Genomic DNA, 25,536 nt, shown 5'->3' on the forward strand with positions numbered 1-25,536 from the left:
GCTCGTTCCCGCGCAGCGGGAAGGAAACCAGACCGCGATCCCCGGGCACGGGACAGGGCCGCTGCTTTATTTGCAGCCGGTGAACACCGGCCATGCTCCGCCCTCCCCTGTGACCGCGCACAGCGCGCTGATCAGCAACAAGAAATTGGGGCCGAAGGCCCCACGGTTCACACAAGCCCTTGCTCGGCCATCGAATTCACCGCGTCGCCCGCCACGATGAAGTGGTCGAGCACCCGCACATCGACCAGCGCCGCTGCCTGCTTGAGCGTCTGCGTCAGATACTCGTCGGCACGCGATGGACGGGCAGCACCGCTGGGATGGTTGTGCACCAGGACCAGGGCGCAGCTATTCCTAAGGAGCGCATCGCGCACCACCTCACGCGGGTAGACCGAGGTCTGGCTCACCGTGCCCCGGAACATCTCGACGTAGTCCAGCACGCGGTTCTGCGCATCCAGATGCACCACGGCAAACACCTCGTGCGGCAGGTGGCCCAGCCGGGCGCGCAGGAAGTCCTTCACCGCAGCGGGTGAGTCCATCAGGTCGTTGCCGCGCACCTGGGCGGCCAGCAACCGCTGCGCCGCCAGCAGCACCTCGTCGGCCTCGGCCGGACGGTACTGGCCCGCGACATCGCGCACCAGCAAAGCGGAAGCGGCAACCGAGAGTGCCTGGAAGGAATCGAGGGAAGAGAACAGATCGTGCTGCATGACCAACTCCGGTGATCGGGCGGGATTGCCCGAGACCGGAACCGGCACGCCGCAGCGCAGCGGTCACAGGTTCGAAGACGGCCGAACGGCCGCCAGCGCCCACAGGGCGCGCAGACCTTGACGGCGAGAACGGTGTGCAAGGATGAAGGGAACAGCAAGCCAGCCCCACCACACCTACAGGCGTGAGGATGGCAAGCGCAGCGCGCAGGCCGGGGGCATGCCCTCGGCCGAAGGCGTCAGGGATCGAAGCCGAATGGCCGCGACCCGGCACGGGGCGCGGGGCGCAGCCCGCAGAGCCCGACGGCGGTACGCCGGGACGCGCACAGGTGAAGAAGACGCCTCAATTTCGAAAAGGGAGACCTGATCAAAGTCGGCGGTTGAGCCTCTCGAAGGCAAGGCCGTATCTGATCCGATGCGAAAAGCCAACACCACCAGCAATTTTTGGAGAACTGGTATCAAACTGGTACAGGCGAAGAAATGAAAAAGCCCGCCATCAAAAAAGATAGCAGGCTTTTCAATCCAGACCATGCATGACTGGTAGGCCGTGTTGGACTTGAACCAACGACCAAAGGATTATGAGTCCTCTGCTCTAACCAACTGAGCTAACGGCCCGGCAAGGCACGCATTGTAGGGCTCAGGCCAACCGCTCATTTGTTGTGGCTCAGCGCATTGCCCACCAGCTTGGCGGTCACATCCACGATCTGGATCATGCGGTCGTAGGGCATGCGTTGCGGGCCGATCACGCCCAGCGTGCCCACAACCTGGCCATCCACCTCATACGGCGCGGTCACCACAGACAGCTCCTGGAACGGCACCACCTGGCTCTCGCCGCCGATGTAGATGCGCACGCCGTCGGCTTGCGTGGACACATCCAACAGGCGAATCAGCTGGGTCTTCTGTTCAAACAGGTCGAAGAGCTGACGCAAGTGGCCCATGTCGCTCGAGAACTCGCTGACCGAAAGCAGGTTGCGTTCGCCAGACACCACGATGTGCTCTTGCGCCGACCCGGCCCCGGTGCCGATGTCGACCGCCGCCTGCATGAGCTGGGCAATTTCACCGCGCAGCGCATCCACCTCCGTCTTGAGGCGGGCGCGCACTTCCTCCATGGTCAGACCCGCGTAGTGCGCGTTGAGAAAATTGGCGGCCTCCAGCAACTGCGACTGACTGAAACTGACCTGTGTGTGGATGATGCGGTTCTGCACATCGCCCTCGGGCGAGACCAGGATCACGAGCACGCGCCGCTCGGACAGGCTTAAAAACTCGATGTGGCGAAACACCGACGTGCGTCGGGGTGCCATCACCACCCCGACAAACTGCGACAGACTGGACAACATCTGCGCCGCGTGGCTGATGACCCTCTGTGGCTGAGCGCCGGCCTCGATGCCGGTGGCCCCCATCTCGTCCGCACTGACCAGTCCTTCGCGACGCACCGTGAGCATGGTGTCGACGAACAGGCGGTAACCGCGCGCGGTCGGGATGCGACCGGCCGACGTGTGAGGGCTGGCGATCAGGCCCAGTTCTTCCAGGTCGCTCATCACATTGCGGATGGTCGCTGGCGACAACTCCATGCCGGCCGCCTTGGCCAGCGTGCGCGACCCCACAGGCTGGCCGTCGGCGATGTATCGCTCGACGAGGGCTTTGAGCAGCAACTTGGCGCGGTCATCCAACATACCTTCATTTTACGGACGCCGGCGAAGTGGCGACGGTCCGTGTGCAAGGGTTTTTGTGGGCGGGTCACACCAATCCCTATGTTGTAATTTGTGCATGAGCCTGCCCTCCCCCCAACGCCACGGGTCCATGCCCGACGGAAAGACCTTGCGTTTTGCGCACGTGGCCATCGTCGGCAAATACCAGGCCCCGGGCTCGCGCGACGTGGTGGAGGAAGTGGCTCATTTCCTGCATGACGAAGGCTGCGAGGTGTCGCTGGAGCGGGAGACAGCGCTCAACACCGGCCTGCTGCAGTACCCCGCGCTGGACGTGCCAGCCATGGGTCAGTCCATCGATCTGGCGCTGGTGCTCGGCGGCGACGGCACCATGCTGGGCATCGGGCGGCAACTCGCCCGCTACGGCGTGCCCCTGGTGGGCATCAACCAGGGGCGCCTGGGCTTCATCACCGACATCCCTTTCGACACTTACCGAGACAACCTGCGGTCTATCCTCAGGGGTGAATACGAAGAAGACACGCGTGCGCTGATGGCCGCCAGCGTCTGGCGCGACGGTCGCTGTGTGTTCGAGGCGACTGCACTCAACGATGTGGTGGTCAACCGCGGTGGCGTCGCCAGCATGATCGAGCTGCGGGTCGAAGTCGACGGCCATTTTGTGGCCAACCAGCGCGCCGATGGCCTGATCATCGCCACCTCCACCGGATCGACGGCCTATGCGCTCTCCGCGGGCGGGCCGCTGCTGCACCCGGCCATCGACGGCTGGGTAATGGCGCCGATCGCGCCGCACACCTTGTCGAACCGTCCCATCGTGCTGCCTGCGCATTGTGAGGTCGCGGTGGAAATCGTCTCAGGCAAGGACGCCAGCGCCAACTTCGACATGCAGTCGCTGACCAGCCTGATGCACGGTGACCGCATCGTGGTGCGGCGTTCGGAGCACACCTTGCGTCTGCTGCACCCGCAGGGCTGGAGCTACTTCGACACGCTGCGCAAGAAACTGCACTGGAACGAAGGCGCGTGAAATAGCGGTCAGAATACGACCGCTGTTTCCTCCGTTTCCAATTCCTCCCATGAGCCTCAGACGCATCGTTTTGCGCGACTTCGTCATTGTGCAGTCGCTGGATCTTGAACTTGATCAGGGCTTTTGCGTGCTCACCGGCGAAACCGGTGCGGGCAAGTCCATCCTGATCGACGCGCTGCAGCTCGCCCTGGGAGCCCGCGCCGAAAGCGGCGTGGTGCGCGAGGGCGCCACCCGCTGCGAGATCGCCGCCGAATTCGACACGCCGGTGTCGATCAAGCCCTGGCTGGAAGAACAGGGGTTCTCCAGCGACGAGAGCCTGCTGCTGCGCCGCACCGTGGACACCGAGGGCCGCAGCCGAGGCTGGATCAATGGCAGTGCCGCCACCATGGCGCAGCTCAAGACACTGGCCGACGATCTGGTCGATATCCATGGCCAGCACGCCTGGCAAAGCCTCACGCGCAACGACGCGGTGCGCGGCCTGCTGGACGCCTACGCCGGCATCGACACCTCGCCCGCCTCGGCGTTGTGGACCCGCTGGCGCCAGCACCGCAAGGCCCTGGACACTGCCACTGAGCGGCAGAACACCCTGCAGCTTGAAAGCGAGCGCCTGGCCTGGCAGATCGGCGAGCTGGACAAACTGCAGCCGTTGGCCGGCGAATGGGAAGACATCAACGCACAGCACAGCCGCCTGGCCAATGCCCAGGGACTTCAGGACGCCGCACGGCTGGCGGTGACTGCGCTGGACGACGAAGACGGCAGTGCCGCCAGCCTGATCCACCGTGCCCTGGGCGCGTTGCAGGCACAGGCCCACATCGAGCCCGCCTTCGGTGGGCCGGTCGAAGCGCTGGAGGCTGCGCTGGCCCAGGTGCAGGACACCGTGCACAGCTTGCACCAGTACGCGCGCCACGCCGACCAGGACCCTGCCAGCCTCGAAGCGCTGGACCAGCGCCTGTCGATGTGGATGTCTCTGGCCCGACGCTACCGGCGCCCACCCGAAGAACTGGCCGAGCTGCACACAGCCTGGAAAACCGAACTCGCGCAGATCGACCAGGCGCTGGACCTCGACGGCCTGAACGCCGCTGAACGCAAGGCCTGGCAAGGCGTCGAAGCGGAACTCAGCGTGCTGAGCAAAAAACGCCAGCAGGCTGCCCCCAAACTGTCGAAAGCCGTGAGCGAGGCGATGCAGACGCTGGGCATGCAGGGGGGGCGCTTCGAGGTCGCCCTGCAGCGCCTGGACGAGCCGCAGGCGAGTGGCTGGGAACAGGTGGAGTTTCTCGTGGCGGGTCACGCCGGCGTCAGCCCGCGCCCGGTGGGGAAGGTTGCCTCGGGCGGTGAGCTGTCGCGCATCGCACTGGCGATCTCGGTGGTCACCAGCCGCCTGGGCCAGGCGCCTACCCTGATTTTTGACGAGGTGGACTCGGGCATCGGTGGTGCCGTGGCACACACCGTGGGGCAGCTGTTGCGCCAGCTTGGCCGGGACCGCCAGGTGCTCGCCGTGACCCACCTGCCGCAGGTCGCGGCCTGTGGCGATCACCACCTGTTGGTGAGCAAGCGCCAGAGTGGTCGGACCACCCACAGCACGGTCAGCGTGATCGACCAGGAACAACGCGTGAGCGAAGTCGCGCGCATGCTCGGCGGCAACGACCGCTCTGAAGTTTCGCTGGCGCACGCGCGCGAGCTGCTCGCCGCATGAACACCTCGACCCAGTCCGGCAAGCCCCCCGTCGAGATCGAGCTGGTGCTCATCACCGGCATGTCGGGCTCGGGGAAATCGGTCGCGCTCACCGCACTGGAAGACCTGGGTTTCTATTGCGTGGACAACCTGCCACCCGAGTTGCTCGCGTCCTTCATCGCGCTGGAGCAAAGCCACCGTGCCAGCAAGGTCGCCATTGCGATGGACGTGCGCAGTGCCGCATCGCTGCCCGGACTGCCCGCCCGCCTGGCCGACCTCCTCAAACAACCCGGGCAGCAGATCCACCTGAGCACGGTGTTTCTCGACGCCACCACCGACACCCTGGTGCGCCGATTCTCCGAAACGCGCCGACGCCATCCGCTCTCGCTCAAACAGTCGGACGATGAACACCGTGCGCTGACCGACGCCATCGAGTACGAACGCGAACTGCTGTCCGAGTTGCGCGAGCAGGCCCTGGTGCTGGACACCAGCCTGATCAGGCCCGCGCGCCTGCGCAGCCACATCAAGGAACTGCTCGGTGCGCAACAGGCGCCGCTGACCCTGGTGTTCGAGTCGTTCGCGTTCAAGCGCGGCATCCCCATGGATGCTGATTTCGTGTTCGATGTCCGCATGCTGCCCAACCCGCACTACGAAGCCGCGCTGCGCCCCCTCACCGGACGTGACGCACCCGTGGCCGCGTACCTGGCGGAGTACCCGGAGGTGGCACAGATGGAGTTGCAGATCGGCGACTTCCTGCGCCATTGGTTGCCCCAGATGCTGGAGGACCACCGGAGCTACGTGACGGTGGCCATCGGCTGCACAGGCGGGCAACACCGGTCGGTCTATCTGGTGGAGCGACTGGCCCAGGCGTTTTCCTCCGCCTGGGCGACGCGCTTGCGCCATCGGGAAGTGGACGGATGGCCGGTGGCTCCGGCACGCGCCGCCGTGCCTGGCCCCTGAGCGTCAGGCGGGCAATTGTGGCAGCAAGCTGCGCAATGGCGTCGGCAGGCCCACCTGGTCCAGCCGGTCCAGCAAAACCCACTGCCCATCCGCGTGGGCAGTCATCGCCCGGTCCGATGGCGCGTCCACCAGCAAAGGATGCAGACGCAACTCGCGGTGGGTGAGGCTGTGCACGATGGGCGGCAGCTCATGCACGACCAGACCGGCAAGCCGCGGTGACTCGCTGGCGAGTGCCTCGCTCGAAAACACGGGCGTGCAATACAAGCTGGCCCAGATGCCACGCGCTGGCCGACGCTCCAGCCAGACCTTCTGCCCGTCCGGCGAAGCGCAACGCCAAATCAGCAGCCACCAGCTTTCGTGCCGGCGCAACAGCTTGCGTGTCTTGACCGGGTAACGCTCCACCGTGCCAGCCGAATGGGCGAGGCACAGGGATTGCACCGGGCAGCGCTCGCAACCCGGACGGGTGCGAGAACAGATGCTGGCCCCCAGATCCATCAGTCCCTGCGTGTAGGCGACCATGTCGGCCGCGGTGGGCTCGGTGGGCAACAAGGCCTGCGCCATGTCCCACAAAGCGCGCTGGGAGGCTGACTGCGACTGATCGCCATCAAACGCCAGCAGGCGGCTCAGCACGCGGCGCACATTGCCGTCCACGATGGAAATCCGCTCACCGTGGCAAAACGCCGCGATCGCTGCAGCGGTGGACGCACCGATGCCGGGCAAGGTCTCCAGCGCCCGTGCGCTGGACGGAAACACCCCGCCATGTTCAGACACCACGGTCTGCGCGCAGCGGTGCAGGTTGCGCGCGCGGCTGTAGTAGCCCAGTCCGCTCCACAACGCCATCACGTCGTCGTCGGGCGCTGCGGCGAGCGAATGGACGTCGGGGAACCGTTGCAGAAAACGGTCGTAGTAGCCCAGGACGGTGCTGACCTGGGTCTGCTGCAGCATGATTTCAGACAGCCAGACGCGGTAAGGATCGCGCGTACCCTGCCAGGGCAGGCCGTGCCGGCCGCTGTGGCGTTGCCAACGGATCAGCGCCGGGGCAAAGCCGGCAGCCCCTTCAGCGCCCGGGGTCATGCCGTGACGGCTTCGGCGGAGACGTCTTCGGGTGCGGCCAGCAGCTGGCCGGTGAGTTCGGCCAGCTTGGCGTCCACCAGATTGAGCTGGGCCTGCTGCGACTGAAGCTCGCGAATGCGGTCATCCAGGCCGCTCGCGGCCTGCTGGATGCGCGACACCGCCTCGATGCGGCGGCTGAAATTGCGGCGGCGCTCGCGCAGCTGGGCGTCCAGTTGGGCGGCGGCCGATTTGTTCCAGAGCTCCACCGAGTTGACCGCCGTCTCGTACACCACCCGCAGGCGGCTCATCAGCGCTCGCGCCAGGCGCTCGGCAAACTCCGGCTGCGCCAGGCGCAGCGCATTGCCCAGGCTCAGGTACTGCAGGTGACTCTTTTCAATCAACTCCAGGTCCTTGAGGTACTGGGTCAGTTGCGGCGGTGTGGGCGGCTGGAGCGAAAATCCGTACTCGGCGTTCAGGTTCTTGAAACTGCCCTCCAGCATGGACTGAATCTCGGTTGCCAACTGATCGGCGCGCAACAGGTCGGAGCGCAGGTGCTCGAAGGTATTGCCATAGGCCCGCCGCACCCCCAGTTTGATGCCCGGCTGCTTGAGCGCACGCCCCAGCGCGCTCACATGCGTCTTCAGCTGCGTGGTGCCAAGCAGGGCAAACAGGTCTTTGAGCAGCCGCAGATGCACCGATCGCACGGCCTGAATCTTGGCTCCGCTGGCGTCGAAATCGGCCTGCTCCTGCTCGATGCGCAGACGCATCTGCTTGATCACACCCGTGTTCTTGCCGCGAAGGCCTTCCAGCTCCTGAACCTGCTCCACCAGATCGCGCGCCCGGGTGTGCACAAGGCGACCGGTTTCCTGGCGCAGTGCCTGCACGCCTGAGGCCACCGCTGCACCCAGAATCTGGCGGCGCTGTCCCAGGATGTCACTGCCCAGCGCAGCCTCCAGCTCCATCAAGTTGCTGGCCTGCAACAGTTTGTCGTCGCGGCTGACCTTCGCCAGCAAGCCCTTTTGCGCCGACACCGCGATCACCTGCCGTGGCGACAGGCCCAGCACATCGGCGGAGTCCGTGCGCTGCGAAGCGACCTGCAACTGCACCTGTTCGGGTGAGCTCAGCGCGTCCCACATGGTGTCGATCTTGTTGAGCACCACCAGGCGGGTGGCTTGGCCATCGGCCAGCCCGGTGATGTGCTGGCGCCAGATCGCCAGATCGGACTTGGTCACACCCGTGTCGGCCGCCAGAATGAACACCACCGCGTGCGCCTGCGGCAACAGGCTCACCGTGAGTTCCGGCTCGGCACCGATGGCGTTCAGTCCTGGCGTGTCCAGAATCACCAGGCCCTGCTTGAGCAGGGGATGGGCCATGTTGATCAGCGCGTGGCGCCACTTGGGCACCTCCACCAGACCGTCCGCGCCCACCGGTGGGTTGTCGTCAGGCAACTCGTCGTTCCAGAAACCGAGCGCGGCCGCCTCAGATCGGCTGACGCGGCGCACCTCGGCCACCTTCTGGATGGCCCGCGCGAGCTGCTGGGGATCGTTGACATCCAGATCCACCCGCTCCCACTTGGCGGTCGAGTTGCGCCAATCCAGCAGCGACTTGGATTGCAGCCTGGTTTCAATGGGCAACAGCCTCAAACACGGGGGGATCTCGGCGTCGTACCCCAACTCGGTGGGACACATGGTGGTTCGACCGGCGCTCGCGGGCATGATGCGACGTCCGTAGCCGGCAAAAAACACCGCGTTGATCAGCTCGGACTTGCCCCGCGAGAACTCGGCGACGAAGGCCACCATGATCTTGTCGTTCTTGACCTGAGCGTGCAGCTGGTCCAGCCGCTCGCGAACCCCCGCCTCCAGCAGATCGTGGTCGCTGAGCCATTCGGACATCAGCTTGAGCCGCAGCGCAAACTGCTTGCGCCAGGCGCCGTGCTCGTCAAATTCCTGATTGAAGCTCATGTGCCGGTGGGGTATGTTTGGAACCAATATAGCATCGCGCCCTCAGGCCCTCAGGCCTTCTGGCAACTCGGGCAGAAAAAGCTGGATCGCTGCCCCTGCTTGAGTTGCCGGATCGGCGTGGCGCAAACGCGGCAAGGCAGCCCCTCGCGGCCATACACCATGGCATCGAGCTGAAAGTAGCCACTCTGCCCGTCGGCACTGGAAAAGTCGCGCAGTGTGCTGCCACCCAGGGCCAGCGCCCGCTGCAACACGGTGATCACCGCACCGTGCAGAAGGGCTGCCCGGGGACCACTGAGCCGATCGGCCCGCAGTGTGGGGCGGATGCCGGCGAAGAACAGCGCCTCCGAGGCGTAAATGTTGCCCACCCCCACCACGATGTCCCCCGCCAGCAGCACCTGTTTGATGCTGGCGCGGCGCTGTCGCAGCGCCTGGTGGAAAGACCGCGGATCAAACCCGGGTTCCAACGGCTCCACCCCCAGCCTGTCCAGCAGCTTTCGGGCGCGGGGGTCGTCCACCGAATCCGCGAAAACCACGGCCCCGAAACGCCGAGGATCGTGCAAGCGCAGCAGGCCGCGACTGGTTTGGCATTCAAAGTGATCGTGTACACCACGCTCGGGCAGGCTGGAGGCAAACTGAAGGCTGCCCGACATGCCCAGGTGCAACAGCAGCAGGCCCTGATCCAACTCGACCACAAGGTACTTGCCCCGTCGGCCGACGGTTTTCACTTCGCGCCCGACCAGGGTCGATGGCTCACAGCCCAGCGGCCAACGCAAAGGCTTCCCCATTGCCACGCCCAGCACTTTCGCGCCAGCGATGCGGTCGGCAAAGCTGCGGCGCGTGACTTCAACTTCGGGCAATTCGGGCATGGAACAACTATTTTTTCGAGACCATCGGAACGCTGACGGCAGCAAGTGACTCACTCCCTGTCGGACACCGCCGTTCCATTATCATGAACCGATGAACACCCTGCAAAACCCCGGCCAGCGCGGCCACCAGCGCCGTGCCCACTGGATGGCCTTGAGTGGCCTGCTGTGCCTCAGCTTGCTGGGTTCGCCGCTGATGGTGCTGGCCCAAGACAAGCCCGAGACGTCGTCCGAGGCCCCGGTGAACAACTCCGCTCTCAACGCACCTTTGTTTTACCAATTGCTGCTGGGCGAGCTCAACGTGGCGGCCGGGGAAGCGGGCGCGGCGTATTCGCTGATCCTGGACGCGGCGAGAAGGCAAGAAGACCCGCTGCTGTACCGGCGCGCCGTGGACATTGCGCTGGAGGCGCGCTCGGGCGAAGCCGCTCTGGCCGCCGCCCGGGCCTGGTCCCAGGCGATTCCCGCATCGACCGATGCTGATCGCTTTGAGCTTCAAATTCTGCTGGCGCTCAATCGGGTGTCCGAAACCGGGCCGGTGCTGCGCAAGCTGGTCGAGAGGGCCCCCGCCGCGAGTCGCAACGATGCCATCAACGGCATCCCGCAAATTTATTCCCGGGTGCCAGACAAGGCGTTGGCATTGCAGGTGGTTCGTGAAGCCCTGGCGCCCTCATTGAAATCACCGGCCCATTCGGCGGCCGCCTGGACAACGATCGGGTTCATGGAACTCGCAGACAACCAGTTGCCTCAAGCCCTGACCTCTGCGCGCAGCGGACATGCCGCCGAACCCGCTTCTCCCTTTCCGGCACTGCTCGCGCTGGAGCTGATGGAGCGCGGCCAGAGCGCTGCCGAGGCCGTCGTGAGCGGACAGCTCACAGCGAGCCCGCCCACCGCAGGTGGTCCGCCCATTGTGGCCATGGCCTATGCGCGCATCCTGTTTGACCTGCAGCGCAATGCCGAGGCCCTGGTTCAACTGGACCGACTGACCCGCCTGCAGCCCGAGGTCATGGAGCCCTGGCTGCTGCTGGCCACGCTGCAGGTGCAGGGCAACCGCCTGCCGGCCGCCACACAGTCGCTGCAGACCTACATGGGCCTGGCCCGACAGGCGGGCGACGAGCGCGCCGCGCGGGGCCTGACCCAGGCCTACTTGCTCATGGCCCAGATCGCTGAGAAGAAGAAGGATTTCGCCGCCGCCAACGCCTGGCTGGATCGCATCGAAAACGCCGACGACATCATGGCGGCCCAGATGCGCAGAGCCTCGCTGCTGGCGCACCAGGGGCAAATGGCGAAGGCGCGGGCACTGTTGCGCAACCACACCGAACGCCGACCCGAAGATGCACGGCTGAAATTCGTGGCCGAAGCTCAGTTGTTGCGTGACTTCAAAGAATGGCAAAAGGCCTACGAGGTCTACGACGAGGCCGTGACCCGCTTTCCCCAGGACAGCGACCTGATCTACGACCAAGCCATGATGGCCGAGAAGATCAACCAGATCGATTCGATGGAGCGGCTCTTTCGCCAGGTGATTGCGATCAAACCCGAGCACCACCACGCCTACAACGCACTGGGCTATTCGCTGGCCGACCGCAGCCTGCGACTGCCCGAGGCGAAACAGTTGATCGAAAAGGCCGTGGCGTTGGCACCCGATGACCCCTACATCCAGGACAGCCTGGGATGGGTCGAGTTCCGCATGGGGAACACCGGTCGCGCTACAGCGATCTTGCGGGACGCCTACACGAAGCGGCCGGACGCCGAGATCGCCGCCCATCTGGGTGAGGTGCTGTGGGCACAGGGGCAACGCGACGAAGCACTCAAGATCTGGCGGGAAGGCCTGCTGCTCGCCAGCGACAACGAAACCTTGCAAAGCACCCTGCAGCGCTTGCGCGTCAAACCATGATTCTGGCGACCGTATGGCGCGCCCTGCGGCGCGGAAGCGCTGTGGGTGCGTGTGGCGCCGCCTTGCTGCTCGCCGCGTGTGCCACTCCCGCACCGACCACGCTGATCGATGGAGCACCGTACTGGAGCGGCCGCCTGGCCCTCACCGTTGACAGCGATCCACCCCAGTCGTTTTCGGCGGGTTTTGATCTCCGTGGAACGCCCCAGACGGGTGAGCTGCAGCTCAACTCACCCCTGGGCACCGCGCTGGCCACCGTTCGCTGGACACCCGAAGGTGCGGAGCTGCTCCAAGGCGACACAATCACCCGGCGCCCGACGCTGGACACCCTGACCACCGAGTTGGGCGGCCAAGCGTTGCCTGTGGCCGCCCTGTTCGCCTGGCTGCGCGGACACGGTGCTGAGATCAACGGCTGGCAGGCAGACCTCTCCCGCCAAGCCTCCGGGCGCATCGTCGCCAGGCGAACGCAGCCGCTCCCGACAGCCGAGTTGCGCATCGTGCTCCAACCATGACCTTGCCCCAGGCACCCTTGCGGCAATTGCTGAACGTTGCCGCGCCCGCGAAGCTCAATCTGTTTCTCCACGTCACGGGCCAGCGCCCCGACGGCTACCACCTGTTGCAGTCGGTGTTCATGCTGATTGACTGGTGCGACACCCTGCACTTCGATCTGCGCCCCGAAGGGGGCTTGAGTCGCGAGGACATGCAGCCCGGCAAACTGCCCCCCGAAGACCTGTGTCTGAGGGCCGCGAGGGCTTTGCAACAAGCCACTGGCTGCGACATGGGTGCGCACATCCGGCTCGACAAACGCATTCCGGCCGAGGCGGGCATGGGCGGCGGCTCGTCCAATGCGGCCACCTGCCTGATCGCGCTCAACCGCCTGTGGGGCCTGGGTTTGAAGCGCGCCGAGCTGGCCGCCATCGGCCTTCGTCTGGGCGCCGATGTGCCTTTTTTCATTGGTGGCAGAAACGCCTGGGTCGAGGGCGTGGGAGAACAATTGACCCCCATCTCTTTGCCACCAGCCCGCTTCGTCGTGGTCAAACCGGCGACCGGAGCCTCCACCCAAGCCATTTTCAGTGCGCCGAATCTGCAACGGGCCACAAAAACTGCTACAATCCAAGGCTTTGCTGCAAACAACACACAGGGATTGTTGACTTGCGATCTCCAGGAACTCCTGGCGTTCGGTCACAACGATCTGCAACCCGTCGCTGAGGCCTTGTGCCCCGATGTGGTGGAGTGCTTGGATTGGCTTTCGGCTCGCGACCTGCGAGGCAGAATGACCGGATCGGGCACCGCGGTGTTTGCGCAAATGTTGCAGTCAGTGGATCTGTCCGGTGCGCCGGATGACTGGGTGGTCCACGAATGCAACAACATGGATGCACATCCATTGCTTGACTGGTGCACCGATTAGAATCGGAGCGCGCACCAGCCCGGTCAGTGAATGCGCAACCTGCGACATTTTTTGGGTCGTCTGTCCAGCGCAAGCTGCACAGGGGTCCTGAGTAGGGGAGTCGCCAAGTTGGTAAAGGCACTGGATTTTGATTCCAGCATGCGAGGGTTCGAGTCCTTCCTCCCCTGCCACCATTTTTCATGAAACACACGCAGCGGCGATGCCGCTGCACGGCCAGCGCCCTGGCCGTTGATACAGCTGGGAATACCATGCAAGTTCAGCCCCCGGATTTCATGATCTTCACCGGCAATGCCAATCCCGTGCTGGCCGCGGAAATTGCGCAGCACCTGGGCACGCAGCTCGGCTCCGCCAATGTGGGCCGATTCTCCGATGGTGAAGTCACGGTTGAAATCACGCAAAACGTGCGCACCCGTGAAGTGTTCGTGATCCAGTCCACCTGTGCGCCGACCAATGAGAACCTGATGGAGCTCATCATCATGGTTGATGCGCTCAAACGCGCTTCGGCCTCGCGCATTTCGGCCGTGATCCCCTACTTCGGCTACGCCCGCCAGGACCGTCGCCCACGCTCTAGCCGCGTACCGATCACGGCCAAGGTGGTCGCCAACATGCTGCAGGCGGTTGGCGTCGATCGCGTCCTGACCATGGACTTGCACGCCGACCAGATCCAGGGGTTCTTCGACATTCCGGTCGACAACATCTACGCCTCTCCCGTGCTGCTCGGCGACCTGCGCGCCAAGAACTACACCGACTTGCTGGTCGTTTCTCCCGACGTGGGCGGCGTGGTACGCGCGCGCGCACTGGCCAAGCAGCTGAACTGCGACATGGCCATCATCGACAAGCGCCGCCCCAAGGCCAACGTCTCCGAAGTGATGCACGTGATCGGCGACATCGAAGGCCGCAACTGCGTGATCATGGACGACATGATCGACACCGCCGGCACGCTCGTGAAAGCCGCCGAAGTGCTGAAAGAACGTGGCGCCAAGAGTGTTTACGCCTACTGCACGCACCCGATCTTCTCTGGCCCGGCCATCGAGCGCATTGCCAAAGGCAACGCACTCGACGAAGTGGTCGTGACCAACACCATTCCCCTGTCGCAAGCCGCCCAGGCCTGCGCCAAGATCCGCCAGCTCTCCGTGGCACCGCTGATGGCCGAAACCATCGCGCGCATTGCCTCGGGTGAGTCGGTCATGAGTTTGTTTGCCGATCAGGACAACCTTTTCTAAGGCCTGAACGCAACAAAAAGCGGGCCGCCCTGCGCATTGAAAGCAGGCGGCCTTTTTCAACCCGAGGCGTTCTGGTCGCGGAACCCCTCAACAGGAGTCAGTCATGCAATTTGTCGCTTTTGAGCGCGCCAAGCAGGGTACGGGTGCGAGCCGCCGTCTGCGCATCACCGGTCGCGCGCCCGGTATCGTTTTTGGTGGTGAAGCCAAGGCCGAGATGATCGAACTCGATCACAACGCCCTGTGGCACGCGCTGAAGAAAGAGTCCTTCCACGCCTCCATCCTCGACATGGAACTCGCTGGCAAGGTCCAGAAGGTGTTGCTGCGCGACGTGCAGTACCACCCCTACAAGCCGCAAGTCCTTCACATCGACTTCCAGCGCGTGGACGACAAGACCCGCCTGCACAAGAAGGTGCCGCTGCACTTCGTGGGTGCCGAAGAGTCGCCCGCGGTCAAGGTCGACAAGTGCGTGGTCAGCCACGTCATGACCGAGATCGAAATCGAGTGCCTGGCCACCCAGCTGCCCGAACACATCACGGTGGACCTGAGCAAAGCCACGACGGGCGCTGCCATCCACACCGGTGACCTCGAGCTGCCCAAGGGCATCAAGCTGGTTCTGCACGGCCGCAGCAACCTGACCCTGGCCACCATGGTGGCTCCGATTGCCGAAGTGGTTGCCGCTCCCGTGGTTGCAGCCGTCGACGACAAGAAGAAGGGCAAGGGCAAGAAGTAAGCACCACGCTCTTCTCGCTGCTCAAAACGGCTCGCTTCGGCGGGCCGTTTTCATTTCAGCCCTTGAGATAATCCACCCATGATCAAGCTCATCGCGGGTCTCGGCAACCCCGGCCCTGAATACGAACACACGCGCCACAACGCAGGCTTCTGGTGGGTGGACGAAGCCGCCCGCTTGCTGAAAGTGCCTTTGCAAATGGAGCGCGGCCACTTTGGTCTGGTTGCGCGGGCCAGTGTCGGTGGACAGAGCGTCTGGCTGGTCGAGCCGCAGACCTTCATGAACCTCTCGGGCAAATCGGTGGCTTCGGTTGCCCGCTTCTTCAAGATCGCGCCGGAAGAGGTGTTGGTGGTTCATGACGAGCTCGATCTGCCGCCTGGTGAGGCCAAGCTCAAGAAGGGCGGAGGCCATGCCGGCCACAACGGCCTGCGCGACATCCATGCCCAGCTCGGCAGCGCCGACTACTGGCGCTTGCGGGTGGGCATCGGCCATCCGGGCAACAAAAACGAAGTGGCCAACTGGGTGCTGAAAAAACCCTCGCCCGACGACCGCATCGCCATTGCACAAACGCTGGACCGGACCCTCAAGGCGCTGCCTCAGCTGATCGCAGGAGAGATGGACAAGGCGACGGCCCTGATCCACACCAGCAAGCCCCCACGCCCGAAGCCGCCGAGGCCGCTCAAGGCCGACGGCACGAACGCTCAGCCCCCCGTCGGGGTGGCAGAAGGAAGCATCGAAACGGGCACCTCGTCCGACGACGTCAAGGGCTGACCGGCCTTCGTCAGTCGCTGGTACTTTTGCCAGAGCGTCTCGCGGGTCTCGACGTGGTCCGGATGGATGGGGATGCAATCGACGGGACACACCTGCATGCACTGTGGCTCATCGAAATGCCCGACACACTCGGTGCATTTGTCCGGGTCGATCTCGTAAATGTCTGCGCCCATGTAGATCGCCTGGTTCGGGCACTCGGGTTCGCAGACATCGCAATTGATGCACTCGTCGGTGATCATCAGGGCCATGGGGTCACCTTCATGCCTGCAGGGGCTGCGGTTGGAGGCGTTGCGCCACGGCGGGGCTGACCATCTGCGACACGTCACCACCGAGCATCGCAATCTCGCGCACCAGCGTGCTTGAGATGCATTGCAGTTCGGCCTGTGGCAGCAGGAAGACGGTCTCCACCGCCGGGTACAGCTTGCGGTTCATCGCGGCCATCTGTGCCTCATAGTCGAAATCGGTCATGTTGCGGATGCCACGCACCACCGCATGGGCGCCCTGCTGGCGGCAGAAGTCCATGATCAGGCCGTCAAAGGGCAAGACCCGCACCCGGCCGGGCATCGCGGCGCCCGCGTCGGCCACCAGGTCCATGCGCTCCTGCAGGCTGAAACGGGTCTTCTTGTGGTGCGCCATGGCCACCGCGACGATCACTTCGTCAAACAGTTGCGCGGCGCGGCGAGCCACATCGTCGTGGCCCAGGGTCCAGGGATCGAAAGTGCCGCTGTACACCGCCACACGCGGTGAGCGCGCGGTGCGGGAAGCGTCGGCGTTCATGGCGGAATTATGCGCGAGCGCTCTCACTGCGCGGGCAACAACCGCAGCAGGTGAAAGGCCACCGCACCCGCCTGGCCTTCCCGGTGCACCTGCAAGCCCAGTTGGGCCAGTTCGTCGCCGCTCCATGCGCGCGGCGCTTCAAGGTAGATGAAGCCTTCATCACGGACACACTGACGCGCCGCACGCAGCGCCGAGAGGTACAGCTCGGCATTGCCCTCGCCGAACGGCGGATCGAGAAACACCAGGTCCAGCCCTTGTCCACGGCGTTGCAGCAAGGCCGCGACGCCGTCGCCCCGCTCCACGCGCACCGTGTCGGCCTTGAGCCGTTCCCGGACCGCGTTGAGCCCACGCGCCAGCACCGGGTCCTGCTCCACCAGCACCACCTCGGTCGCCCCGCGCGAAGCGGCCTCCAGACCGAGCGCGCCGGTGCCCGCAAAGGCGTCGAGACACCGGAAACCGCGCAAGTCCTGCCCCAGCCAGTTGAACAGCGTCTCACGCACCCGCGCCGGTGTGGGCCGCAAACCGGGCCGGTCGGCCACCGGCAGCTTGCTCCGCTTCCAGAGGCCACCAATGATGCGGACCTCGTGGGGGGCGTTGACCGTGGGGCGGGGAGCGGGTTTTTTCATGCCCTGAGCTTAACAAGCCGGTGTGGTGCGGACACTCGATGCGCGGCGGGTATGGTCATCATCCGGAGCGAAATGCGCCGGCCCAGGATGCGGCGGCACCGGCTGCTTGCCAGGCCGCCGCCCCTTGAAGGGGTCGCGCGCAGTGCGGCAGGGGGCTATCGCGCTCCGCCCACGACCACCGTCACCATCCGGTCTGGCTGCAGCACGCGGGCGAATGCCCGGCGGATGTCGGCCACGGTCACCGACTGGACGCGCGCGGTCCAGGTATCCAGGTAGTCCAGCGGCAGACCGTTCCAGGCGATGTTGGCCACGTTGTCCAGCAGCTTGCGGTTGCTGTCGATGCGCAACGCAAAACCGTTGACGAGGTAGTCCTTGGCGGCCTGCAGTTCGGCGTCGGTCGGTCCTTCGTCGACGAAACGCTTCACCACCTCACGGGCCACCCCCAGCGCCTGCTCGGCCTGGTCGGGTCGCGTGGTCAACCCGACCTGAAAGGTGCCCCCGTGCAGGCCCGGTGAAAAGTAGCTGTAGGCGCTGTAGCTCAAGCCCCGTTTCTCGCGCACCTCGGTCGTCAGGCGCGAGACGAAACCGCCACCACCCAGGATGTAGTTGCCCACAAACAGCGGGAAGAAGTCGGGATCATTGCGGCGGTGGCCGGGTTGTCCCACCAGCACCTGGGCCTGTGCGGCGTCGAAGGGCAGCCGCCGCTCCACGGCTTGCGCCAGCGGCACCACTGGCGTCACCCTGGACAGCGGTTCGCAGCCGTTGGTCGCGAGCGCCGCCATGAACCGGTCCACGATGCGCTCGGCGGTCGCGCGGTCGATGGCCCCGACCAGGCTGACCTGCGCCCGGCAGGCGGCGGCATGGCGCCGGTAGAAGGCGCGCATGTGATCCACGGTGATCGTGCCCACGGTGGTGGCGGTGACTTCGCGACCGTAGGGGTGATCCCGGTACACCGCCTGCGAAAAAGCGCGACCCGCGTGCGTGCCCGGGCGCGTTTCGGCCTCCTTCATCGAAGCCAGCCAGCGCTGGCGTTCGCGCTGCCAGATGGCGTCGGGCCAGGCCGGCGCGGCCAGTTGCCGGGCCGCAAGCGCCACCGCGCCCTCCAGCAGGTCGGGCTCGGTCAGGCTGCGCAGCGACACGCTGAGCCGGTCTCCACCGGCCTGCGCCCCCATCTGGGCGCCCAGGTCCACCCAGGCCTCGCTCAGCTGGTTCTCGTCGAGCGCGGGCTGGCCCTGGTGCGCCGCCACACCGGCGGACATCAGCGACGCCGTGGCACTGGCCAGTCCTGCCCGGGACGGCGGGTCGCGCAGGGACCCGCCGTCCATGTCGATCTGCACGTCGAGCATGGGGATCGCGGGGCTGGCCACGAGGTAGACACGAGCACCGCTGGCGTGCGTCCAGTGCTGGATGGGGATGGCCGCCTGGGCGGGCAACGCCACGGCGAGCCCCCCGAGGACCACAAGAAACCAGCGAACGCTGGCCGCAAGAGAGGTGTGCAACATGGTCACTTTCAATGCCGTCCCAACACCGGGCGCGGGCCGACGGGTGCCGCGGGCGTGCGGCGCGTGGGATCGGGCACGAGCACCGCCGTGCTCAGGCGGTCGTCCGAAAAGTGGCGCTGGGCCACAGAGCGCACCTGCTCGGCCGTGACCGCACGCAGCTGCGCCATCAGGCGTTCACCGCTCTGGATGTCCATGCCGTTGACCCAGTAGGTGCCGAGCTCCTGCGCCTGGTTGACGACCGAGTCGAGCTTGTAGATCTCGCCGGCCGCCCACTGGGTCTTGACCCGCCGCAGCTCGGTGTCGCTGATGCCGTCGCGGGCCACGCGCGCCACCTCCGCCTGCAGGGCCTGGATCGCCGTGTCGGCGCTCACGCCCGCCGCGGGCACGGCGGTGAGAGAGAACTGCGCCGGGCCGCGCCCCAGCAGGCCGTACGACGCACTGGCGCTGTCGGCCACGCGCGGTCCCTTTTCACCCTGCACCAGGGCCCGGTCCATCCGAGCGCCGCCGTAGCCGTCGAGCACGGCGGACAGCACCGCCAGCGCCAACGCATCCTGGCTCGCCGGGTCCTGCGCCAGCGGGTCCCGCAGGCCGGGCACCGGGTACGCCAGCGCGACCAGGGCCTGCTCGGTCGCCGCGCGGTACTCCATGCGGCGGGGGCCCACCTGCTCGGGCTCCAGGCGCGGCTTGCGCGAAGGCACCGGGCGGGCGGCGATGCCCCCGTAAATCGTCTCGGCCTGGGCACGCACCTGCGCCACGTCGACGTCACCCACGATCACCACCGCCGCGTTGCCGGGCACGTACCAGCGCTGGTGGAAGTCGCGCACATCCTGCGGCGTCATTGCGTCGAGATCGCTCATCCAGCCGATCACCGGCCGCCGGTAAGGGCTGGCGAGGTAGGACATGGCGTTGAAGGCCTCGAACATGCGGCCGCGCGGCGACTCCTCGGTGCGCTGGCGCCGCTCTTCCTTGATGACTTCGATCTCGCGCTTGAACTCGTCGTCTTCCCAGCGGTTGTGGGCAAAACGGTCGGCCTCCAGGCGCATCACCGCCTCCAGGTGCTGTGCCGGCACCTGCTGGTGGTAGGCCGTGTTGTCGCGGCTGGTGAAGGCGTTCTCGCGCCCGCCCAGCGCGGCCACGCGGCGCGAAAACTCCCCGGGCTTCAGGCTGGGCGTGCCCTTGAACATCATGTGTTCCAGCGCATGGGCCACGCCCGTGGTGCCGTCCACCTCGTCCATGGACCCCACGCGCACCCACAGCATGTGCACCACCGTCGGTGCCCGCCGGTCGGGCTTGACGATCAGGGTCATGCCGTTGGACAGCGTGAAGGATTGCGCCTGCTCCGCGGCGGGCGCCGCCACCGCCGGGCCCCACCCCATCCAGGCAGCAATGCCAACGATCCAAACAGCACGGAACCAGGTCGAGAGGGTGGGCAAGAGGCGTTTCATAGAATGTGGTGGACTCCAAAGATTGAAACATGTTCTCGTTCTTCCGAAAAAAATCCCCCGCGCCCGCCCCCACCGCCGCACCCGCATCTGCGCCCGCGGCACCTGTCGCCGCCCCGGTGGCGGCGCCTGCGGCGCCCGAGCCGGTCGCGGCACCTCGCAAGGGCTGGCTAGACAAGCTCAAAGCCGGCCTGCGCAAGACCGGCTCCAGCATCGCCACCGTCTTCACCGGCACGCAGATCGACGACGCGCTCTATGAAGAGCTGGAAACCGCGCTGCTGATGGCCGACACCGGCGTCAAGGCGACCGAACACCTGCTGGCCGATCTGAAGCGCCGCGTGAAAGAGAGCAAGACCACCGACCCGGCCGCCGTGAAAGGCCTGCTGGCCGAGGCCATTGCCGACCTGCTCGCGCCGCTGCAGAAGCCGCTGGTGATCGGCGAACACAAGCCCACGGTGATCATGGTCGCGGGCGTCAACGGCGCGGGCAAGACCACCTCCATCGGCAAGCTCACGCGCCACCTCGCCAACGAAGGCGCCACGGTGCTGCTGGCCGCGGCCGACACCTTCCGGGCCGCCGCCCGGGAGCAGCTCGCCGTCTGGGCCGACCGCAACACGGTGGAAATCATCACGCAGGAAGGCGGCGACCCAGCCGCCGTGAGTTTTGACGCCGTGAGCGCCGGCAAGGCGCGCGGCAAGGACGTGGTGCTGGTGGACACGGCCGGCCGCCTGCCGACCCAGCTGCACCTGATGGAAGAACTCAAGAAGATCAAACGCGTGGTGCAGAAGGCCGATGGCACCGCGCCGCACGAGGTGCTGCTGGTGATCGACGGCAACACCGGGCAGAACGCGCTGACACAGGTGAAGGCGTTTGACGAGGCGCTGGGCCTGACCGGCCTGATCATCACCAAGCTCGACGGCACGGCCAAGGGTGGCGTGGTCTGCGCCATCGCGCGCGAGAAGCCGGTGCCGATCTATTTCATCGGCGTCGGTGAAAAGCTCGAAGACCTCGAGACCTTCGACGCGAAGGAATTTGCGCAGGCCTTGCTGAGCTGACACCGGCCGGGCCCGGGCGGCCCTCTCGTGCACGCCACACCCGCGCGGGGCAACATGGCGCCTTCGGGTCGTCGGCTCAGGCCCCGGGCCACCGCCTCCGCATGGCGCTCGAAGCCTGTCATTCACACGCAGACCAACACGAACCTGGCTCCAGGCGACAGGACGGGGTGGCGTGCGAGCGGCCGATCACCCACAGCGGGAACCGGGTCACCCGGCCGTGGGCACGTTCCGGCAGCGGCCCGAGCCCGCACCGCCGAACGGCAGCGACACCGGTCATCATTTTTTGAATGCCGCTGTAAGAAGCGCGCCCCTGGCCAGACCCACCTTCAACCGCCAGGCACTGCCGTCGCAGACCGGTGGTTTCAACCCACCTCAACAGGAGCCACTGAAATGAACCAACGCACCATGATCACCGCCGCCGCCACCTCGCTGATGTCCCTCGCCCTGCTGTCTTCGCCCGTGATGGCGCAGAACGCCGCCAAGGAAAAATGCTTCGGCATCGCCAAGGCCGGCCAGAACGACTGCGCCAACCTCTCGGGCTCGCATTCGTGTGCCGGCCAGGCCAAGGTGGACAACGAAAAAGGCGAATGGAAGTACGTCGCGGCCGGCACCTGCAAGACCATGAACGGCATGAGCATGGACGAAGCCAAGATGGGCATGAAGACATCCTGATCTGCGCCGCTTTGTTCGCTCGGACAAGACCGCCACCATGACCACCCCGGCACACCGGCTTCCCGCTGCAGCGCCGGACGTGGGCATCGGCTGGCGGCACCCGCATCACGCGGCGCTGCTGGAGCAGCAGCCCGCACTCGACTTCATCGAAGTCCATTCCGAGAACTTCTTCACGCCCGGTGGCGCCGCGCTCGCGGTGCTGCGCGAGGGCCGCGAACGCTACCCCGTCAGCCTGCACGGCGTGGGCCTGTCGCTGGGCTCGGCCGTCGGCATTGACCCCTGGCACCTCGACCAGTTGGCCCGGCTGGTGCAAGCCATCGACCCCGTGCGCGTGAGCGACCACGCCAGCTTCGCGCGCGGCCCCAGCGCCCACGCGGCCGACCTGCTGCCCGTGCCCATGAGCCACGCCGCGCTCGACGCGATGTGTGGCAACGTGGGCCGCGCGCAGGACCGACTGCGCCGCCCCATCGCGGTGGAAAACCTCTCTGCCTATGTTCAGTGGGCTGACGCCGAGATGGACGAGCCAACTTTTCTGAACATGCTCTCGCAGCGCACCGGCTGCCAGCTGCTGGTGGACGTGAACAACCTCTATGTGAACGCGCTCAACGCGCAGTTGCGCGGCGAGACGGGTGACCCTCTGGATCGCTGCCGGCACTGGCTCGACGCCATCGCCCCCACCTATGTGGGGGAGATGCACCTTGCGGGCCACGTGCACTGCGGCGACATCGTGATCGACGACCACGGCAGCCGCGTGGTGGATGCCGTCTGGGCGCTCTACCGCCACGCGGTGCAGCGCTTCGGCGCGTTGCCGACGCTGATCGAGTGGGACACTGACCTGCCCGATCTGGGGGTGTTGCTCGATGAAGCCTCGCGCGCGCGTTCGGTGGCCCAGCAAGCCCTGGCACCCGAGGAGCTGGTCGCATGAATCCGATGCCCCCGTCATCGCTGGCACAACAGCAGCAAGCCCTGTTGCAGGCGCTGTTTGTGCGGCCCGGCACGGTGGACGCCGGTACCGCTGCGACGCAACTGCGCAACCTGCTCGATGCACGCAGCGCGCAAACCGCGCGCGGCCTCGCCGCTTACCAGGCCAACGGCCACGCGCTGGCCGAGCGCTCGCTGCTCGCGGCCTACCCGGTGATCGCGGCGCTGATCGGCGGCGACAACTTCGCGCTGCTGGCACGCGACCTGTGGCACCACCATCCGCCCCGGTGCGGCGATCTGGCGCAATGGGGCGATGCCCTGCCCGGCTTTCTGCAGACCAATGAACAGCTCGCTGACGCGCCCTACCTGAGCGACGTGGCGCGCGCCGAATGGGCGCTGCACCGCGCCGCGGGCGCGGCCAACGCCGAACCCGATCTGCCCAGCTTCGCGCGCCTGGGGCAGGAAGACCCGCAGGGCCTGGCGCTCACGCTCGCGCCCGGCACCACCGTGATCGCCAGCCCCTACCCCGTGGCCAGCCTGATCACCGCGCACCTGTTTGAAACACCCCCATTGGCCGAGGCCGCCCAGCGCCTGCGCAACGGACAGGGCGAACACGCGCTGGTGTGGCGCCAGGGCCTGCGCCCGCGCATCGCCGGCATCGCACCGGCCGCGGCGGCCCTGGTGCAGACCCTGCTGAGCGGCTTCGATCTCCCTCAATCTCTCGACACGGCCTGCGCCCACGCAGACCCGGACGCGGTCTCTGATGTCTTTGATTTCTCCGCCTGGCTCACCGCCGCCGTGACCGATGGTCTCGTCATCGGCGTGCACCAAATGCCCCCGACCCCCTCTCCCACAAAGGACATGCCATGAACACCACGCTGCTGCAACGCGGCCTCACCTTGTGGGGGAGCTTCACCGCCGCCCTCGACAGCGCCCGCCCGCTGGCCGCGCTGCTCGCCCGCGCCCACCTGGCCCAGGTGTTTTTCCTCTCGGGCCTGACCAAGGTCCGCGACTGGGACACCACCCTGCTGCTGTTCACCGAGGAGTACCAGGTGCCGCTGCTGTCACCCGAGGTGGCGGCGGTCATGGGCACGGCGGGGGAACTGGTGTTGCCGGTGCTGTTGCTGTTCGGTCTGGCGGGGCGCTTCGCGGCGCTGGGCCTGAGCGTGGTCAATGGGGTGGCCGTGCTCAGCCTCAGCGAGATCGCGCCCGCCGCCCTGCAGCAGCACATCACCTGGGGCGTATTGCTCGCCGCGCTGGCGCTTTACGGCGTGGGCAGGTGGTCGGTGGATGGCGCCTGGCTTCAGCCGCGGCTGGAGCGCTGGCTGACCCCGCGCAACGCCCGCCCTCTGTCCATGAATTAAGCTCACGAACCCCTTGCTGGAGACCCCCTTTGACGATGCCCACGCCCAAACACGCCCTCACCCGCCGCCACCTTCTGCTGGCCGCCGGTGCCGCCACCGGCAGCGCCCTGCCACCCGCCTGGGCGCAGACCGCCGCGCCCGTGTGGGCCGACATCGAAAAAGCCGCGCGCGGCCAGACCGTGTATTTCAACGCCTGGGCCGGCAGCGAGCAGATCAACGCCTACATCCAGTGGGCCGCGGGCGAAATCCAGGCCGCGCACGGTGTGAAGCTGGAGCATGTGAAGGTCAGCGACGCGGCCGATGTGGTCAAGCGCGTGCGCGCCGAGAAAGCGGCTGGCCGAAAGGCGGGCGAAGGCACGGTGGACCTGGTCTGGATCAACGGCGAGAACTTCGCCGCCATGAAGCGCGACGGCCTGCTGGGCGCGCCTTTCACGCAGAGCCTGCCAAACTTCAAGTACGTGGACACCACCGGCAAGCCCACCACGCTGAACGATTTTTCCGTGCCCACCGACGGGCTGGAGTCGCCTTGGGGCATGGCCCAGCTCACCTTCTTTGCCGACAGCCAACGCCTGCCTCAGCCGCCGCAAAACACCGCCGAACTGCTGGCCCTGGCCCGCCAACAGCCCGGCCGCATCAGCTACCCGCGCCCGCCCGCCTTCCACGGCACCACCTTCATCAAGCAGGCGCTGCTGGAGCACACACGCGACGCAGCCGCGCTGGCCCGCCCGTTCACACCCGAGGCATTTGCCACCGTCACCGCGCCGCTCTGGACCTACCTCGATGCGCTGCACCCGCAGCTGTGGCGCGGCGGCAAGCAGTTCCCGGCCAACGCCGGCGCCATCCGCCAGATGGTGAGCGACGGCGAGTTGCTGATCGCCATCACCTTCAACCCCAACGACGCGGCCAACGAGATCGTGGCCAAACGCCTGCCCGCCACCACCACCAGCTGGCAGTTCGCCAAAGGCACCGTGGGCAACACGCACTTCGTCGCCATCCCCTACAACGCCCAGGCCCGAGCCGGCGCCATGCTGGTCGCCAACTTTCTGCTCTCGCCCAAGGCCCAGGCGCGCAAGGCCGACATCGCGCACTGGGGCGACCCCACGGTGCTGGACCTCGCCAGGCTGCCCGCGGCCGAGCGCGCGGCGTTCGCCGCCGCTCCGCTGCCCGGCCAGGTGAAGCAGACCGCGCCTGCGCTGCCGGAACCGCACGCCTCCTGGGTGGAGCCGCTGGAGAAGGAATGGACACGCCGATACGGTGGGTCCTGAC

The 25,536-nt window shown here is 66.3% G+C and carries 25 protein-coding genes and 2 tRNA genes; 16 read left to right on the plus strand and 11 right to left on the minus strand.

The features are described from left to right. Positions 1 to 167: 167 nt before the first annotated feature. The 3 genes from radC to hrcA all read right to left on the minus strand — a co-directional run bounded on the left by radC (position 168) and on the right by hrcA (position 2,374). Positions 168 to 704: a DNA repair protein RadC gene (radC, locus tag IV088_RS22555; RefSeq protein ID WP_291106437.1), complete on the minus strand. Its 537-nt coding sequence runs from the start codon at positions 702 to 704 to the stop codon at positions 168 to 170. A 535-nt stretch (positions 705 to 1,239) separates the two neighbouring features. Beyond that, positions 1,240 to 1,316, minus strand: a tRNA-Ile gene (locus tag IV088_RS22560). A gap of 35 nt (positions 1,317 to 1,351) precedes the next feature. Continuing rightward, entirely contained in the window at positions 1,352 to 2,374 is a 1,023-nt protein-coding gene (gene hrcA / locus IV088_RS22565; protein WP_291106439.1) for a heat-inducible transcriptional repressor HrcA, read from the minus strand. 127 nt (positions 2,375 to 2,501) lie between these two features. On the opposite strand from hrcA, the gene IV088_RS22570 reads away from it, so the two are divergent. Genes IV088_RS22570 through rapZ form a run of 3 tightly spaced genes read left to right on the plus strand, consistent with a single transcriptional unit; the run spans position 2,502 to position 6,017 of the window. Next, entirely contained in the window at positions 2,502 to 3,386 is an 885-nt protein-coding gene (locus IV088_RS22570) for an NAD kinase (RefSeq protein ID WP_236966323.1), read from the plus strand. Between the two features lie 49 nt (positions 3,387 to 3,435). Further along, positions 3,436 to 5,079, plus strand: a complete 1,644-nt coding sequence (gene recN, locus IV088_RS22575) for a DNA repair protein RecN (RefSeq protein WP_291106441.1) — start codon at positions 3,436 to 3,438, stop codon at positions 5,077 to 5,079. Continuing rightward, a complete protein-coding gene (rapZ, locus tag IV088_RS22580) occupies positions 5,076 to 6,017 on the plus strand; it encodes an RNase adapter RapZ (protein WP_291106442.1) in 942 nt (313 codons plus the stop codon). Before recN ends, rapZ begins: the two co-directional genes overlap by 4 nt. Positions 6,018 to 6,020: 3 nt before the next feature. Here the strand turns inward: rapZ and mutY are convergent, their stop codons facing one another. From mutY to mutM, 3 genes are read right to left on the minus strand one after another with little or no spacing between them, the layout of a single operon-like run. Further along, positions 6,021 to 7,091: an A/G-specific adenine glycosylase gene (gene mutY / locus IV088_RS22585; RefSeq protein WP_291106444.1), complete on the minus strand. Its 1,071-nt coding sequence runs from the start codon at positions 7,089 to 7,091 to the stop codon at positions 6,021 to 6,023. Beyond that, the gene (locus IV088_RS22590; RefSeq protein WP_291106446.1) at positions 7,088 to 9,031 is read right to left on the minus strand and encodes a dynamin family protein; all 1,944 of its coding nucleotides are present in this window, start codon (positions 9,029 to 9,031) and stop codon (positions 7,088 to 7,090) included. The genes mutY and IV088_RS22590 overlap by 4 nt, the downstream gene beginning before the upstream one ends. Positions 9,032 to 9,081: 50 nt before the next feature. Further along, on the minus strand, positions 9,082 to 9,897 hold the full coding sequence (gene mutM, locus IV088_RS22595; protein ID WP_291106448.1) for a bifunctional DNA-formamidopyrimidine glycosylase/DNA-(apurinic or apyrimidinic site) lyase: 816 nt from the start codon (positions 9,895 to 9,897) through the stop codon (positions 9,082 to 9,084). Between the two features lie 91 nt (positions 9,898 to 9,988). Between mutM and IV088_RS22600 the strand changes: the two genes are divergently transcribed. From IV088_RS22600 to pth, 7 genes are all read left to right on the plus strand, one after another. Beyond that, positions 9,989 to 11,785, plus strand: coding sequence for a tetratricopeptide repeat protein (locus IV088_RS22600; protein ID WP_291106450.1), 1,797 nt, complete (start codon positions 9,989 to 9,991; stop codon positions 11,783 to 11,785). Further along, positions 11,782 to 12,294 carry a lipoprotein insertase outer membrane protein LolB gene (locus tag IV088_RS22605; RefSeq protein ID WP_291106452.1) on the plus strand — a complete coding sequence of 171 codons (513 nt, stop codon included), beginning with the start codon at positions 11,782 to 11,784 and terminating at the stop codon, positions 12,292 to 12,294. The genes IV088_RS22600 and IV088_RS22605 overlap by 4 nt, the downstream gene beginning before the upstream one ends. A gap of 17 nt (positions 12,295 to 12,311) precedes the next feature. After that, positions 12,312 to 13,190 (plus strand): 4-(cytidine 5'-diphospho)-2-C-methyl-D-erythritol kinase, encoded by an 879-nt coding sequence (gene ispE, locus IV088_RS22610; protein WP_291106564.1) that lies wholly within the window; start codon positions 12,312 to 12,314, stop codon positions 13,188 to 13,190. 93 nt (positions 13,191 to 13,283) lie between these two features. After that, a tRNA-Gln gene (locus tag IV088_RS22615) sits at positions 13,284 to 13,360 on the plus strand. 78 nt (positions 13,361 to 13,438) lie between these two features. Beyond that, positions 13,439 to 14,413 (plus strand): ribose-phosphate pyrophosphokinase, encoded by a 975-nt coding sequence (locus IV088_RS22620; RefSeq protein ID WP_077332296.1) that lies wholly within the window; start codon positions 13,439 to 13,441, stop codon positions 14,411 to 14,413. 103 nt (positions 14,414 to 14,516) lie between these two features. Further along, on the plus strand, positions 14,517 to 15,143 hold the full coding sequence (locus IV088_RS22625; RefSeq protein WP_291106455.1) for a 50S ribosomal protein L25/general stress protein Ctc: 627 nt from the start codon (positions 14,517 to 14,519) through the stop codon (positions 15,141 to 15,143). A 78-nt stretch (positions 15,144 to 15,221) separates the two neighbouring features. Then, positions 15,222 to 15,911 carry an aminoacyl-tRNA hydrolase gene (gene pth / locus IV088_RS22630; RefSeq protein WP_291106457.1) on the plus strand — a complete coding sequence of 230 codons (690 nt, stop codon included), beginning with the start codon at positions 15,222 to 15,224 and terminating at the stop codon, positions 15,909 to 15,911. Here the strand turns inward: pth and IV088_RS22635 are convergent. The 5 genes from IV088_RS22635 to IV088_RS22655 form a co-directional block, all read right to left on the minus strand. Beyond that, positions 15,842 to 16,159 (minus strand): YfhL family 4Fe-4S dicluster ferredoxin, encoded by a 318-nt coding sequence (locus IV088_RS22635; protein ID WP_291106459.1) that lies wholly within the window; start codon positions 16,157 to 16,159, stop codon positions 15,842 to 15,844. The two genes, pth and IV088_RS22635, sit on opposite strands and share 70 nt — an antisense overlap. Before the next feature lie 10 nt (positions 16,160 to 16,169). Then, on the minus strand, positions 16,170 to 16,688 hold the full coding sequence (gene coaD, locus IV088_RS22640; RefSeq protein WP_291106461.1) for a pantetheine-phosphate adenylyltransferase: 519 nt from the start codon (positions 16,686 to 16,688) through the stop codon (positions 16,170 to 16,172). Positions 16,689 to 16,711: 23 nt separating this feature from the next. Next, a complete protein-coding gene (rsmD, locus tag IV088_RS22645) occupies positions 16,712 to 17,314 on the minus strand; it encodes a 16S rRNA (guanine(966)-N(2))-methyltransferase RsmD (protein WP_291106463.1) in 603 nt (200 codons plus the stop codon). 155 nt (positions 17,315 to 17,469) lie between these two features. Beyond that, a complete protein-coding gene (locus IV088_RS22650) occupies positions 17,470 to 18,816 on the minus strand; it encodes a pitrilysin family protein (RefSeq protein WP_291106465.1) in 1,347 nt (448 codons plus the stop codon). An 8-nt stretch (positions 18,817 to 18,824) separates the two neighbouring features. Then, on the minus strand, positions 18,825 to 20,192 hold the full coding sequence (locus tag IV088_RS22655) for a pitrilysin family protein (protein WP_291106566.1): 1,368 nt from the start codon (positions 20,190 to 20,192) through the stop codon (positions 18,825 to 18,827). Between the two features lie 98 nt (positions 20,193 to 20,290). On the opposite strand from IV088_RS22655, the gene ftsY reads away from it, so the two are divergent. From ftsY to IV088_RS22685, 6 genes are all read left to right on the plus strand, one after another. After that, on the plus strand, positions 20,291 to 21,313 hold the full coding sequence (ftsY, locus tag IV088_RS22660; RefSeq protein WP_291106467.1) for a signal recognition particle-docking protein FtsY: 1,023 nt from the start codon (positions 20,291 to 20,293) through the stop codon (positions 21,311 to 21,313). A 390-nt stretch (positions 21,314 to 21,703) separates the two neighbouring features. Continuing rightward, positions 21,704 to 21,985, plus strand: a complete 282-nt coding sequence (locus tag IV088_RS22665) for a DUF2282 domain-containing protein (RefSeq protein WP_291106469.1) — start codon at positions 21,704 to 21,706, stop codon at positions 21,983 to 21,985. 37 nt (positions 21,986 to 22,022) lie between these two features. Further along, positions 22,023 to 22,910: a DUF692 domain-containing protein gene (locus IV088_RS22670; protein WP_291106471.1), complete on the plus strand. Its 888-nt coding sequence runs from the start codon at positions 22,023 to 22,025 to the stop codon at positions 22,908 to 22,910. After that, positions 22,907 to 23,776, plus strand: coding sequence for a DNA-binding domain-containing protein (locus IV088_RS22675; protein ID WP_291106473.1), 870 nt, complete (start codon positions 22,907 to 22,909; stop codon positions 23,774 to 23,776). The genes IV088_RS22670 and IV088_RS22675 overlap by 4 nt, the downstream gene beginning before the upstream one ends. Then, a complete protein-coding gene (locus IV088_RS22680) occupies positions 23,773 to 24,270 on the plus strand; it encodes a DoxX family protein (protein WP_291106475.1) in 498 nt (165 codons plus the stop codon). Before IV088_RS22675 ends, IV088_RS22680 begins: the two co-directional genes overlap by 4 nt. 35 nt (positions 24,271 to 24,305) lie before the next feature. Further along, positions 24,306 to 25,535 carry an ABC transporter substrate-binding protein gene (locus IV088_RS22685; RefSeq protein WP_291106477.1) on the plus strand — a complete coding sequence of 410 codons (1,230 nt, stop codon included), beginning with the start codon at positions 24,306 to 24,308 and terminating at the stop codon, positions 25,533 to 25,535. The last annotated feature ends 1 nt before the right edge of the window (position 25,536 follow it).

Origin of the sequence: Hydrogenophaga sp., assembly GCF_018780075.1 — a bacterium.
Lineage (GTDB): Bacteria > Pseudomonadota > Gammaproteobacteria > Burkholderiales > Burkholderiaceae_C > Hydrogenophaga.